This is a genomic window from Capnocytophaga sp. oral taxon 864 (genome assembly GCF_002998835.1).
Classification (GTDB): domain Bacteria; phylum Bacteroidota; class Bacteroidia; order Flavobacteriales; family Flavobacteriaceae; genus Capnocytophaga; species Capnocytophaga ochracea.
The window spans coordinates 1,675,290-1,690,167 of the sequence record NZ_CP027232.1 but is presented as its reverse complement, the minus strand read 5'-3'; the positions used below and the strand labels follow the sequence as shown (position 1 = coordinate 1,690,167).

Below are 14,878 nucleotides of genomic sequence, written 5' to 3'. Positions count from 1 at the left end.
TTAAAACTTTAAAGACACCCCCATAGTAACCGATTTGAGGGCAGGGTAACCCGATAACACTTCGGGGTCTAAGTCGTAATCGGTAAGCAGTGATGAGAAAGTAAATGGATTGGTAGCATTTACGTAAATGCGCAATTTGCTAACGCCTATCTCGTCGAGCATTCGTTTAGGAACGCTGTAACCTAACTCTATGTAGCGTACTCTTAGGTAATTAGCTTTCTTTATCCACAAGGTGGAAGGCTGGGTGTTATTGTTGTTGCTCAATAACGACAAACGTGGGTACTGTGCGCTGCTACGGGTATCGATGCCTTGTGCAGGATAGTAAGCCCAGCGGTTTTTGGCGATAGCATACACATTGCCGTTGTTCTCGAAAGCAACTGTTTTTTGGCGTGCATCGTCTAATAAATTGACCTCTCTGCCTTGTACTCCTTGTACGAGCACTCCAAGGTCAAATCCTTCATAACCGAGGTTGATTGTACCAGCATAAGTGAGTGTAGGGAGGTAGCTTTTGCCTATTTCGGTTTTATCGGCAGGGTCTATACGGTTGTCACCATTTAGGTCGCGGTATTTCACATCACCAGGGGCAACGTTTCCAAACGAAGGTTTAGGGAGTGAAGGTAGCAGATTGCCATTGCTGTCAAAATCGTTTATGTCGTAAAAGCCCGTAGCTTCATAGCCAAAGCGTGTGCCGATAGGTCTGCCTGTTTGAGCTGAACTCTCGCTAGTAGCGTTGTATTCAGCCATATAGTCTATTTTGTTTTTAGCATACGAAGCATTAGCGCCTATACTATAAGTGAGTTTTCCTGCTGCATTGCTGTAAAGTGTACTCACTTCAAAACCTCGGTTAGTTACCTTTCCTATATTTTTATAGGGAGGGGTAGCCCCAAAGATATCCGAAATACTGTAATCAGGGGTGATAATACCTTCGTGTTTGTTGAGGAAAGCATCTATCATCACGTCCCATTTGTTGAAGAATTTAGCTTCCACGCCTATGTTGTACTTATAGGCTTTTTCGGCAAATATACGCTCATTAGGCACGTATTTTAGTCCGATGGCACTATGCCACGACGGGTCATCGTTTCCTGTGGCAAAACCGCCTCCTCCGTAAGAACCGTAATAGCGTTCGTATAAGTAGCGACCTTCGTTGTACACATCATTACCAGTACTACCTACCGAAGCGCGCAATTTCAACCGATTGATATTGGCATTCGCCGAAGGGTGTTGCTCATTGAAAACCTGATAAGCTGCTGAAAGGGCGTGATAAAAACCAAAGCGATTGCCTTTTTTGTAATTATCCGAGCCACCGAAAGCAAAACCAAATTCTGCCGATACGCGTTTGTTCCAATCGTAGAATACACGTCCGCCGATGTTCTGATAGGCGTAGTTGTTGTTCAAACCCGCTTTTCCGTTGAGATTGTCGTCTATATTATAAACGTATTGAAGGTAGTTTACCGCTGTTTGGAAAGTGTTTTGTCCAAACTCACGGGAATAACCTGCACCTAACAGAAACTGCAAACGGTTCCATTGGTTGGTACCCCAGTCGTCGTTTACTTTATAGTTACTATCGCGATGAGTGGTTTGTGCTACCCCATTGAACATACGAGTGTAATCTCTACTTACAATGCGTGTGCCTCGTGTCCACGAACTGAGCGATACGCCTTGTTGTATGTACAACCCAGGGGTGATGAAGTCTAATTTCTCTTTTAGGTTGAAATTAGCCCCTAAAGTGCGGTCGTGTAGGGTTTTGATACCTAAGGCTCGGATAGAAGCGTAAGGGTTATCGGGGTGGATGGCTGTACCAGGGAATGACCCATTGGGGTTTTGTGCCGGATAAATGATATTAGGGTAGCTCGCCAAGTTTTGCCAGAGCTTATACTCGTTGTAATTAGGTGATTTACGGTCTTCTATACGTCCGTTGATATTTACATTTCCTTCAAATATTTTGAGCATACTGAAGTCTAAATTTGCCTTTACGAGATATTGGTCGAACCTTCCGCTGGAATGTGAATCGTCGTTCTTAGAGGCGTACAAACCACTGTTGCCAGCGTGCCCTAATAGCACAAAATACTTGGTAGTAGCCGAGCCTCCGCGTATGCTCACATCTTGCCTATCAAACAAAGCCGACTTTTTGAGCACTTTGTCGTACCAATCGGTGTTGTATTTCACATCGTTAGGAATATTGTAAAAGCTCGTCCAAGCCCCTGCATCGTTACTGTAAGCCTCGTTGTATAGTTGGGCATACTCGGTAGCCGATAGCGGTTTGCTCAGTACCGTAGGCATTTGCACGCCTGTTTGGAAATCTACCCCTACCACGGGCTTGCCTTCTGTACCACGTTTGGTGGTAATCCACACGATGCCGTGCGCTCCTTTCATACCAAACGGCGCTAAGGCAGCCGCATCTTTCAAAACCGTAATCGACTCGATTTCGGAAGGCGATAGCAGTATAAAATCACTTTGGTAACCATCGATAAAATAGGTAACCGAAGGGTAGTTGTAAGAACCCAACCCGCGGATATTTAGGCTGGCATTGTCCATTCCTCCGCCTTGCAATACAGTGAGCCCAGGTAGCAACCCAAACAAACTGTTGGTAAAGTTAGTTGTGGGCATTTTTAAGAGTTGTTCTCCTTTTACTGATGAGGTAGAAAGCGTAGACAATTCTTCGGGTACGTTCAGAGGGCTTTGTGCCTGCACAGCACCTGCCCAAAGCATACAGCCCACAAGGCTACAAAATAATATGTTATGTTTATATTTCATTTCAGTTGTTTTATTAATTGGTTATTAGTACCCTGGGTTTTGTATCAAGTAGCCTTTGTTCACTTCCGATTGAGGGAAAGGCTCTAAATACTGACTGTTGTCCCAATACCCTGTATAGACAGGTTTCACAGCATAAGAAGCGTAATCCCACGCATTCCACCCTTCCGATTTTCCTGGGGCGTACTCAAAAACTACTCCTTTCTTTTCCCCTCCAATGATACCATTGGCAATATCGGTGAGTTTCCAGTGTTTTACATCAAAGTAACGGTGATTCTCTTCGTAGAACTCTACCGCCCACTCTCTTTGTACGAGTTTGCGCAAAGCATCTTGTCCTGTTTCAGTAACATTGGGCAGCCCTGCACGCGAGCGGATAACGTTTAGGTTTTGCAAAGCCTGAGCAGGATTGCCTGCTTCGTTATAGGCTTCGGCGAGATTCAAATAGAACTCAGCCAAACGGTACAAAGGGAATTCAAACCAATCGCGGGTATCAGCCATATAGAAGAATTTTACACGGCGTCCTGCGCCTTCACTGCCCGCTCTCTTTTCCCAAGTAGACGCATTTGCCAAACTCTCACTTGACCAATAATGCGAGTTAGGGTTGTTCCACGCTTGTTGTCCTGCAATCGCTGCTGAGGCTTTAAAGCGTGCTTCTAACTCATTACACTTGTTCACATAAGTAGCGTAGCTTTCCCAATTTTCACCCGTCCACGTTTGGTCAGTTCCATCAGTTTTGTAGTATTGGGTAAGTTGCAAGTAACTCATAGAATTTGCTCCTCCTGGTTGGCTGTGAGGGTTATAAGCCTCTATATACTGTTGTGATTTAAAGGCGAGGAGCACTTCTCGGTTGTTAGGGGTTGCTACCGCTGTACCGTAATCGGCTAAGGGGTTGCCCGTATTGATGATTTGATAACCATTGGCAGTTGCCCAGCGTATCACTTGCTCATTAGCCTCAATAGCTTGTTGCCACAACGAAGCATCGTGTGTGCCAAAACAAATCAGGTTGTTATTGCCGCCCAAACTCATATAAGGCGTATTGCTATTGAACAGCGGACGCGCGGCGTACATCAATGCTTCGGATTTGATACACATTGGGATACCTTTGGTTACACGTCCTTTTTCCGAAGCGTTGTAGCTATCGGGCAGGTCGCTAATAGCTTTGTTGCAAAGGGCAATAATGTGGTTTAAGGTAGCGCGCAAAGTAGCGCGAGGAATATTCAGGTCGGAATCTACTGAAAGTATACTTTCTATAATAGGTACCCCGCCGTAACGTTTAAACATCTCCTCATATCGGTAGGCAATGAGGGTATACATTTCGGCTTTGATACCTTTCTTTTGTACCTCAGTAAGATCGGGGACTTTATCGATATTCTCAATCACCAAATAGCACTGACGGATAGATTGGTAGTTGAACACGAAACCATCGGAGCTAAGTGCTTTGCCATCGGAGTCGCTGGCTACCATTCCAGAACGTTGAATTTTATAGGTATCTTCCCAACTGAATTTCACATCGTTCACTTCTCCCGATAGGTGAGAGAGCGTTCCCGCTTTCAGTCCGCTAATGCGCCCGTTGTCGAAACGCAAGGTAATACCCGATTGCAGGCTCATAGCGTAGGCTTGAGCAATAGCCGAGAGAGATTTCTGTTTGCTCGAAAAGATAGAATCAACGTTTACATCGCTCCCTAAACTTTTTTCGAGGAAGTGGTCTTCTAACTTACAAGAAAATACTTGTAAGAAAAAGACGAGGATTAAGGTGGTATAAATGAGCTTTTTCATTGGTTGTATTTTTTAGAATTGAACGTTGAGCCCTACGCTATAAGTGCGGGTCATAGGGTAGAGATATCCAGAGGCAGCGCCATTAGAATCTTGTTGTTCGGGGTCATAACCATCGTGCATTTTTGACCACGTATAGAGGTTGTTACCACTCACCGATACCTTCACCGATGAGATACCCGTTTTTTCTAACCACATTTTCTTTTGCAAGAGATAGCTTACCTCTACGTTTTTCAGCTTGATATGGTCGGTAGAGAGCAACCAGAAGTCGCTAAACAATCCGTTGATGTTATCACCTGTGCGCATAGAAGCACGCGGGAAGGTAGGGGTAATGCCATTTTGGGCTTTCTCAGGAGTCCAACGTCCGTCGTACTGATGTTGGAAAGCAGCCCCTGTACCCATATAGAAAGGGTTGCGCGTATAGAAATCTAAAGGCATAGAACCTTGAGCCGTACCGGTGAAGAGCACTGATATTTCAAATCCTTTGTAGCCTACATTGAGGTTTGCCCCAAAGGTATAACGAGGGAAGTTTGCATAGCCAATAGGTACGCGGTCTTTCTCGTCGATGATACCATCGCCATTCACATCTACATAACGGAGGTCACCAGGTTGTACTTTATTGCCATCAAAACGCGAATAAGGGCGTTGCATTACTTCTTGCCAAGTGTTGTAGAAACCATTGGTGAGATAACCTCTATACTGCCCGATAGAATAGCCCGTTTCATTCATCCAAGGGTGAGGATTGTTAGGCTCGTCGCGGTAGTCTATTTTGTTTTTAGCATACGATACATTACCCCCGATACCATAAGTGAAATCGCCTATCTTATCGCCCCAGTGCACTTGTAGTTCGTAACCTTTATTGGTTACCTTACCTATATTGCTAGCAGGAAGGTCAGAACCTACAATACCAGGCACTGTACCTCTGTTCCACAAGATGTTGTCGCGTTTTTCTTGGAATACATCGGCATTGATGGTAAGTCTATCTTTAAACATATTCAGGTCGATACCTGCATTGCTTTTTTTGGCGCGTTCCCAAGTAACATTGGGGTTTCCTACACGAGTTTCCCAAGCACCGGTATAGAAAGGGTCTTTGGTAGTACCATCACTACTACCGAAATAGTAACCTCCTGCACCATAGCCATCGTTGCGGTAACCTTCATAGCCATAGCCCCAAGTACTAGGCAAGTATAGAAAACGGCGACCGCCTACTTGGTCATTCCCTACTTCGCCATAAGAACCTCTCAGTTTTAGATAGGTGAGAATATTGTTTTTAGGGAAGAACTTTTCGTTAGTAACCACCCAACCTAATGAGAAAGCAGGGAAGAACCCGAAGCGTTTGCCAGGGGCAAAGTTTTCGGTACCATTATAACCCATATTGCCTTCAATAAGGTAACGGCGGTCGTAGTCGTAAGTAACCCTACCCGCGAGCCCCATAATACCAGCAGGCACGTTGAACTCAAAACCAGGGTCATACGTTTTTTGTCCGTTAGCCAAAAGTAAGGCAGTGATATTGTGTTTTCCGAAAGAGCGGTCGTAGTTAGTCGCTAATTCAAAATAGAGGCGACGCCACTTGCTTGATTTAAAGCGGTCGGTAAGAGTAGTGCGTTTGAGTCTGCCGCCAAAGAAGAGTAGTTCAGCAGGGTTTTTAGGGTTGCGAGTTACGCTATACGAAGGGATAGAACGTTCTCTTTTCACACCTTTTCTATACAAATCGTTGTAAGAAAAAGTACCTGAAATAGAAAGACCCTGAGTGATATAATCGAGTTTGTGTTTCAGTTTTAAGTTTAGGTTCAAGTCGGTTTGATAGGTAGTAAGATAAGGTCGCCAGAGCAAGCTTGACAACACCGAATAACCTGTACCTCCTTTGCCTACTAAAGGATTTACACCATCTACATATCCATCGATTAAGCGTCCGTCTACAATACCAGGACCTGCAAAAGGTGTATTCGCCAAAATGTGTACTAACATCGACTTTTTGCGTGCTGTTTCGCTGTTTACATCGCCGTCTTGCTCACTACCCAAAATACCACCTACCTTTGAAGATACAGCAGCAAGGTCGAGCGTGAGGTTGGTGCGGTCGGTAAGTTCAAAATCGAAGTTAGAGCGGAAGTTGTAACGCTGGTATTTAGAGTTTACATCGGCGTTGTGGTAGTTAGTTTCTTTGAAAGTACCTCCTTGATAGAAATAACCCAAAGAAGTAAAGTAACGTGTTTTCTCACTTCCTCCTGATACGTTTAAGTTGAATTGCGTTTGAGGAGATACCCCGCCAAAAGCCTCTTTGAAATAGTTATGACTTGTGTAATAAAGTGCGGGGCTATTCAGTAGGGCTTGTTTTTGTTCAGGAGTGAGGTTCATCGCTTCTACCTCTTGGGGCGTATAGTCGCGATTGTTCTTGAACTTCCACAACTCGTTGTGGAAACCGCTTTCACTGAACAGCTTATCGAAGTTACTAGGGTCGTTGTCATTACGAATAGCTTCGTTGCGGAAACGAGCATAATCATAAGAACTGAGCAGGTCTAACTGAGTAGCCAACTCACTCATACCAAAGTTATAAGTAAGACTCACCTTAGGAGCGCCAGAACGACCTCTTTTGGTAGTTACTACCACCACCCCGTTAGCTCCTTTCACACCATAGACAGCTGTTGCCGAAGCGTCTTTCAGTAAGTTAATACTTTCAATTTCGTAAGGGTCCATCGCATTTACGGCATTCATAGAGCTTTGGATACCATCTACTACTACCAAAGGTTCTTGGCTACTTGCATTGAAGGTACTCACCCCGCGAATACGAATGGTAGTAGCGTTCCTACCGGGCTCACCACTGGACTGAGTGGAAGTAATACCTGGCATACGCCCAACCAGCGCATTGGATACGTTGGCAACTGCATTTTCTACGAGTTTGTTACCTTTCACAGAAGAAATAGCACCCGTTACAGTTTCCTTCTTTTGGGTACCATACCCTACCACCACCACTTCTTTCAGTTCGGTGGTTTCGGGCAAGAGCTTTACGGTGATGTTGTTGCGGTTTTGCACCTGCACTTTGGTACTCTTATATCCCATAAAGGATATTTCCAAGGTAGCATTTCCGTTCTTCAAGCTGAGTTGGAAGTTACCGTCGAAATCGGAGGTTACGCCGTTTTTAGTACCTGCTTCCAATACGGTAGCACCCATCAGAGGCATATTGTCTTCATCAACTACTTTCCCTTTTACTGTTTGGGCAAACAGGGATTGTGCTCCTACGCATAGCCCGAACAGCCAAGCGAGCATCAGTAGTTTGGTTTTGTATGAATGTAATCTATCCATAATTTTGGAATTTTAGTTATATGGAAAATGTCTTATTTCGTTGGGGCAAAGGTAGGGTGTTATAGTTAAAGGGTTGTTATCATTTCTTTTCGTTTATTTATCAAATTCTATCTACTGTAAGAAATATTAAAGTAAAGGAAATGTTTAGGTATTTGTTATATTGTGTTTATCAAAGGTTTATAACAAAATACTTTTTTCTTTAACAAGTGCAATATTACATATTTTAAAATAAATAAACAAATAGAGGTTTTAGAATAAATTTAGCAAGAAAGGAAAAGTGTTATTTGGAAAATAGGTTGAACATACGAAATTGTCTTTTAATAGAAGTAGACCTGACGGTGTAGAAAAGGTAAAAGATAAAGCCAGAAAGGGGGCACAGCTGGGTATGTGAGTAAAAAGTAGTGACGGTTATTAGGATGAAAGACAAGGTTTGTTCGAAGGTATCGCGAAGATAAGATAAAGGTAAGGCGAACGATGAGTGGCTCTACAGTGGGTCTACAGTGGGTCTACAGTGGGTCTACAGTGGGTCTACAGTGGGTCTACAGTGGGTCTACAATGGAGACTAACCGAAGATTAATTGAATACTAAATGAACACTGATTGAATTTAGAATGTTACTAAAACCAATTGAGGGTGGGAAAAAATCAGCAAATTAAAAAATGAGAGAATTAGAAAATGAGAAAATTAACAGATTAGTAAACGGAGACGGAGAAATTTGGAGAGGTTCGGAAGAGGTAATTCAGGTAAAAGATAAGAGGTAAAGTGGGGGGCTTAGCTTATAGGAAGCTGTATAAAGAAGAGAGATTTTTTGTTATGATACAAAAATGCAACTTAAAGAGCAGGTGTAACCCATAACAACTGACTTCGACAATTGGTTTATAATCGGAATCAGATAAAAACCTTAGGTGTGAGTGAAAATGGAAAGTTAAGAGGGGTAAAAGCAGAATTTAACCAGTCGGGAAGTTTGAAGAGAAACAATCCGCGTTTAAATCTTAAAGAAAAGAGGGCTAATGGAAGTTTATTAGTTAGCTCTTTAATATTATTGTATTCCACCTATTCTTACTAAGCTACCGAGTATTACCATTACTACCCCTATGAGGGTTACACAGATAATATGCACCGCCATTTCAAGCAACTTGTTAAGCTGACCTTTGCGCAGTTTGGGCAAAACACGCGTTTGTGCCGAAATAGCAAAACAAATAGAGGTGAGCAAACAAATGAGTTTTAGTGATACCACGCGCTCAATAGGAGTAGCGAATGAAAACCAAGAACTGAAGCCAGCGTTGTAGTCGTAAGCCATCAAAATACCTGTGATAACTAATACGGCAAGAGAGGGCATTCCGATAGGCTCGTAAGTCTTCTCGAAATTGCCTATATAGCTAAAATCTTTGCGTTTAAGAGCTTTTGGCAAATAGCCGATAGCCAATACTAAGTGTCCGCCTACCCAAATAGTGGCAGCAATGAGGTGCAGAATGAGAATGAGGTGACGTGTGTACATAGGTATTAGGGTCAGGGGTTACTTGTTATTAAACGTATTCATTGTAATATTAAGCCCTGCTAAGCCAAAAGAAAGGACGGCTTCGGCACATTTTTCTAAGCGTTCGGGGAGGAGGGTTTGCTCTTCGGGAGTCCATTCGCCGAGTACATAGTCTATTTGCTTGCCCGATTCAAAATTACTGCTAATACCAAAACGCAAACGTGCGTATTGTTGGGTGTTCAGTTGAGCCTGAATATCTTTAAGTCCGTTGTGCCCCCCGTCGCTACCTTTGCCTTTGATTCGGATAGTGCCAAACGGGATATTCAAATCGTCGCAAATGACCAAGAGGTTTTCCAAAGGAATGTTCTCTTTTTCCATCCAGTAGCGTACCGCTTTGCCACTGAGGTTCATATACGTGGAGGGTTTCAACAATATAAAGGTACGCCCTTTCACTTTAATTTCGGCGAGGTCACCAAGCTTCTGAGTAGTAAAAGAAGCATTATGGTCTTTCACCAATGTATCGGCTACAAGGAATCCTATATTATGACGTGTATTAGCATATTCAGCCCCTATATTGCCGAGGCAGGCGATTAAATATTTCTTCATAGTGCAAAGGTAATAATAATTTGCGAATTAGCCAATTTGTTGATTAGCACGGCTCTCCATACAAATCGTAATCGGTAGCATCGATAATCTTTACATCTGTAAAATCACCTATCTTTACATAGTGTTTTTTAGCATCGATAAGCACCTCGTTGTCTACATCGGGCGAGTCGTATTCGGTGCGACCTACAAAGTAGTTGCCCTCTTTGCGGTCGATAAGGCAACGGAAAGTCTTGCCTACCTTTTCTTGGTTGAGTTCCCACGATATTTGTGATTGTATCTCCATAATCTCGTTAGCTCGTGCAAGCTTTACTTCTTCCGGCACATCGTCTTCGAGCGCATAGGCGGTAGTGTTTTCCTCGTGACTGTAAGTAAAACAACCCAAACGGTCGAAACGCATTTCTTTTACAAAGTCTTTCAGCTTCTGGAAGTCTTCTTCCGTTTCTCCTGGGTACCCCACAATAAGGGTAGTGCGTATAGCCATTTCGGGTATCGCTTCGCGAAACTTTTTCAGCAGTTTGGTAGTCTTCGCTTGGGTAGTACCGCGCTTCATACTTGCGAGGATAGAGTCAGAAATATGTTGAAGCGGAATGTCTAAATAGTTGCAGATTTTAGGTTCAGTCTTCATCACCTCCAATACGTCCATCGGGAAGCCTGTAGGGAAAGCGTAGTGGATACGTATCCATTCAATCCCTTCTACTTTCACAAGAGCACGCAGTAAGTCGGCTAAGGCGCGTTTCTTGTAGAGGTCGAGACCGTAGTAGGTAATATCTTGGGCGATGAGTATAAGTTCTTTCACCCCTTTGGCAGCCAACTTCTCCGCTTCGGTTACGAGAGCTTCAATAGGGGTCGATAGGTGCGCCCCGCGCATTAGCGGAATCGCACAAAAGCTACAAGGGCGATCGCAACCTTCCGATATTTTCAGATAAGCGTAGTTCTTAGGGGTAGTAGTGAGGCGCTCGCCTATGAGCTCGTGTTTATAGTCGGCGCCGAGTACTTTCAAAAGGGCAGGGAGCTCACTAGTACCGAAGTATTGGTCTACATCAGGGATTTCTTTCTCCAAATCGGGTTTATAGCGTTCAGAGAGACACCCCATCACAAACACCTTATCTACCAATCCTGCCTCTTTCTGTTGCACATAGTCCAAAATAGTGTTGATACTCTCCTCTTTGGCATTGTTGATAAACCCACAAGTATTAATCACCACAATATTGCCCTTTTGTTCGTGCACCACCTCTTTGCCACCCGCTTTGAGTTGCCCCATCAGCACTTCGCTGTCATATACATTTTTAGAACACCCAAGGGTTACGACGTTTATAGTGTTTTTCTTTATACTTCTTGTTCGCATTTGTTGTTAGTTTCAGGGTGCAAAGATAAGAATAATTTTGTGGTTCACGCTTAAAAATGGAAATTCAGCTGTACAAAGCCTATTTTAGCTAAACGACTCTCAAACCACTCGGTTTGAGCATCGGGGTCGAAGCTTCGGCGATCGCGACGAATGCTGTATTTCACAAAAAAACCTGGCTCGGTAGCTACCGAAAAATTCTTGCTCAAGCGAAATAGTACCCCGAAAAAAGGATTAAGAGCAATATTAGTAAAGTGTTGTTGGCGGTCTTTGTAATAAAGATAACGCCCCCAAACATCAATTCCATAGTAAAATTGCCATTTCTTATAGTCTTTGAAGAGTTTGTCAACACCTATCTTCAAAGCAAGTTCATAACTGCTATCCTTAGCAGTTTCTGCGCGATAATCTCCCCCAATACGATAGGCAAAAGAAGGTGTTTTTAGGTAGCGGTATTCCAATAGGAAAGCATTGCTATCACTGGGGAAGGCGGCATTTACAAATTTGGAAAGCCCTATGCCTATTTGATGCTTACATTCTGGTATATCATTCACAATTGTCGTAGGAGAGGTAGTGGCGACGATACTATCAGTAGTCCTAAAAAGAACATTGCCCTCTTGAGCGAGAGCAATGCCATTAATTATAGTTAAAATGAATAATAAGAACTTTCTCATTACTTATTTAGTTTTAGTAAAACGTTTGAATATTTCGGTTACTCTCTCTTCAAAGTCCGATACGTATTTTTCTGCTTTTTCTTTAGAACCGTCAGAGAAAATAAAATAAACTACCTCTTCGTCGTTTTCTTTATCGAATTTCACATCAGCTACTTTGCGACCGTTTTTGTAGAGCTCTGCTTTTACATAAGTATTTGCTTCTTCCACTGTTAAGTCTCCTATTTTTTTACCTGACTTATGCACTGATTTTACATCTGCTTGTGCTATAATTTGAAAGTCATTTTGAATAGCTAACACGTGAATGTTATCAACTGCTTCTTCAAAAGTAGCAAAGCTATCATAATTGCCAGAAGTAAGTTTTACATTGGCTTTTAATCCAGTTGTGCAACCTTCAGGAGAACTAAAGGCAAAGTCAAAGATAAAGTTCTCAGCGGTTTGTTTGGTAAGTCTGATAGTAGTGGTAAACGGATTGGTAAAAATAGTAATATCTGCTGAAGTAGGCACTGCAAAATTAGCGTTTTGTTCATATTTCACATTGCCAATTGTTACTTCAAGCATTTTTACGTTATCTACCGTAACAACAGCGTGACCTTTTATAGGAAGTTTACTTACATCTCCTCCTTCAAAAGTAGCTTTAAAATCTTCATAATTTTCTACTACCCCACGGGCATTGTTGGTAGTACTGCTAGCCGTAGCTGGGAACAACCAAACGATGTTATTGGTAGTATTAGCCGTTTTGTCCCATTGTTTAGTAGTGCTATTCCAAGTGTAGGTACCTTTGAGCTCTTGGTAGTTAAAACCATTGTCTTTGTTCAAGTCAAATTGACGGTCGAATTGGTCACCTAATTGGTCAAACCACGTTTCTTTTTGACCATATTGGTCTCTACCTGCTTCTTTGAATACAGTATTGTAAAAGAAGTCAGCAAAACCGCCGTCATTTGCTTTTTTAAGACAGTCATAAAAACTGTTCATCGTAGCGGTAACCGCCGCTTTTGCTTCCTCTGCAGAATATGCAGGAGCATCATCGTTTTTGTCACCACAACTTACGAGGGCAACTGTAGCCAAAAGACTTAATAAAATTCTCTTCATAATGAATGCTAGTATTTAAATTTTGGGGCAAAAGTAATACTTTTTTCTATTCTCTACTATTAAAGGAATGTTAAACTTTTACACAATGACAAAAAACCAACCTCTTTCAGAGTCCCTTCGGTTAATCACACTTTCATTTACTAATTTGCAAACCTACTTATTTTCTTTTCTTCATCCTATAAAAAACATTCGCCCCCACATTGTGAGGGCGAATATCTTATATTTTATTAAAAAGACTAATATTCATACTCCTTAGTCCCTTGAAACTCTCTTGCACCGTTTCCTTTTTCCTTATATTGTTTTACTACGGTTGGAAAGCCTGCAGTATTATAAGTGTACTCATAGGTGCGAAGCGTTTTCTTTTTTGTACCAGCTGTTTTACGCTCATCGGTATCTTTATAGGTTAAGATATTGTGCTTCCCATTACCAACTACAAGAAAATTTGTAGGGTCGGGCTCTACAAAATCAGTCATATAGTATAACGGATTAGGCTTAGTATCATAAGTGTATTCTCTTGTTGAAATAGAATAAGAATCTTCATCTATCACTTTCACTACATTTCCGTCAGAAAGAGTATAAGTTGTAGTGTAAGTGCCATAAGAATGAGAAGTATTAGTCACTACTGCACCATTGAGGTCTTTTTCATATTGGGTTGTTACTACAATTACCGTATTGCCACTATAGGTAAATTGTTTTTTTTCTATAATAAGTACCACTTTGGGTACCTCCATTCACATAAATAGTAGTAGGATAGCTTCGCAATACACTTTTAAGTTGATTACCTGCATAAGAATACTGATACGTGTAAGTACGGTAGTCACTTTCATACTTCTCCGTTTTGGCAACAAGTTTTCCCCCTTCATACGTGAAGTTTTGTACATAGTTATCTCTTCCTGCATTTTCTCTTTTAGCCTGTTTAACAAATCTCCCATCGAAGTGGAGGGTAGTAATTTGAGTAGTACCTGTCTGCACACCATTCTCGTAATTAGCTTCAGAAAATGACACAGGGCGTCCTCCCTCATAAGTAAGGGTTATTACCTCTTCGAGCTTTCCATCCTCGTCTTTTGTAGTGATTTTCTTAACCAGATAGTTTGCTGAATCACCACCGTTATCGTCGTTTTTGCTACATGCTACTAATGTAGCCATTGCCAAAAGGCTCAATAAAATTCTCTTCATAATGAATGTTAGTATTTAAATTTTGGGGCAAAAGTAATGCTTTTTTTTATTCTCAACTATTAAAGGAATGTTAAACTTTTATACAGTAACAAAAAACCAACCTCTTTCAGAATCCCACCGATTAATCACACTTCTCATTTGCTAATCTCCAAATTTGTTAATTCTCTAATTATCCCAAACCATCTATTCTCTTTCCGTCACACTCCCTCCTAGTGCCTATGGCCTAAGGCCTATTCCCTATTCCTCTTTCTTTCGCCTCGAAACCCTCTTTTCGCCATTTTTTACATCGCTGTATTATACTATGAGTCAACTACTTATACACCCTTCCTATACCAATCGTCCAAGATTCGTATAAGCTTCCTATAAGCTCTCTATAAGCTACCCCCACCCTCCTTACGCCCTTTTTTCACCAAAAACTCTTCCTCCTCTCTTCCGAATTTCTCCGATATCTTCCGAACCCCTCAACGCTTCCCTATTTGCTAATTTTTTCCTCGCCTGCCGTGCTATGATTGCCCGCCGTGCTACGGTTGCCTGCCGTGCTACGGTTGCCGTGTTACGACCTCGCACCTCCGAGCCTCTCAGAAACCTTTCAAATAAAAAACTGCCCACATTACTGCAGGCAGTCTTTATATCACATCTCATTTGTTAATTTCCTCATTTCCTCATTTCCTCATTCCCTCATTTTCTCATTCTC

At 42.2% G+C, this 14,878-nt stretch carries 10 protein-coding genes; all 10 read right to left on the bottom strand.

Features of this window, described 5'->3' with window-relative positions:
• The gene (locus C3V44_RS07445; protein WP_106096039.1) at positions 1 to 2,754 is read right to left on the bottom strand and encodes a SusC/RagA family TonB-linked outer membrane protein; all 2,754 of its coding nucleotides are present in this window, start codon (positions 2,752 to 2,754) and stop codon (positions 1 to 3) included.
• 24 nt (positions 2,755 to 2,778) lie between these two features.
• Positions 2,779 to 4,527: a RagB/SusD family nutrient uptake outer membrane protein gene (locus C3V44_RS07440; RefSeq protein WP_106096038.1), complete on the bottom strand. Its 1,749-nt coding sequence runs from the start codon at positions 4,525 to 4,527 to the stop codon at positions 2,779 to 2,781.
• A 12-nt stretch (positions 4,528 to 4,539) separates the two neighbouring features.
• Complete coding sequence (locus tag C3V44_RS07435; protein ID WP_016478422.1) at positions 4,540 to 7,824, bottom strand: TonB-dependent receptor; 3,285 nt, start codon at positions 7,822 to 7,824, stop codon at positions 4,540 to 4,542.
• Between the two features lie 1,038 nt (positions 7,825 to 8,862).
• Positions 8,863 to 9,321, bottom strand: coding sequence for a CopD family protein (locus tag C3V44_RS07430; protein ID WP_106096037.1), 459 nt, complete (start codon positions 9,319 to 9,321; stop codon positions 8,863 to 8,865).
• Positions 9,322 to 9,339: 18 nt separating this feature from the next.
• Positions 9,340 to 9,906 (bottom strand): aminoacyl-tRNA hydrolase, encoded by a 567-nt coding sequence (pth, locus tag C3V44_RS07425; protein WP_016478424.1) that lies wholly within the window; start codon positions 9,904 to 9,906, stop codon positions 9,340 to 9,342.
• Positions 9,907 to 9,949: 43 nt separating this feature from the next.
• Positions 9,950 to 11,251 (bottom strand): 30S ribosomal protein S12 methylthiotransferase RimO, encoded by a 1,302-nt coding sequence (gene rimO / locus C3V44_RS07420; protein WP_106096036.1) that lies wholly within the window; start codon positions 11,249 to 11,251, stop codon positions 9,950 to 9,952.
• A gap of 50 nt (positions 11,252 to 11,301) precedes the next feature.
• Complete coding sequence (locus C3V44_RS07415) at positions 11,302 to 11,919, bottom strand: hypothetical protein (RefSeq protein ID WP_009411026.1); 618 nt, start codon at positions 11,917 to 11,919, stop codon at positions 11,302 to 11,304.
• A gap of 3 nt (positions 11,920 to 11,922) precedes the next feature.
• A complete protein-coding gene (locus C3V44_RS07410) occupies positions 11,923 to 13,008 on the bottom strand; it encodes a hypothetical protein (protein ID WP_106096035.1) in 1,086 nt (361 codons plus the stop codon).
• A 236-nt stretch (positions 13,009 to 13,244) separates the two neighbouring features.
• On the bottom strand, positions 13,245 to 13,739 hold the full coding sequence (locus tag C3V44_RS12285) for a hypothetical protein (protein ID WP_254425412.1): 495 nt from the start codon (positions 13,737 to 13,739) through the stop codon (positions 13,245 to 13,247).
• Positions 13,687 to 14,184: a hypothetical protein gene (locus tag C3V44_RS12280; RefSeq protein WP_254425411.1), complete on the bottom strand. Its 498-nt coding sequence runs from the start codon at positions 14,182 to 14,184 to the stop codon at positions 13,687 to 13,689. The genes C3V44_RS12285 and C3V44_RS12280 overlap by 53 nt, the downstream gene beginning before the upstream one ends.
• Between the last annotated feature and the right edge of the window lie 694 nt (positions 14,185 to 14,878).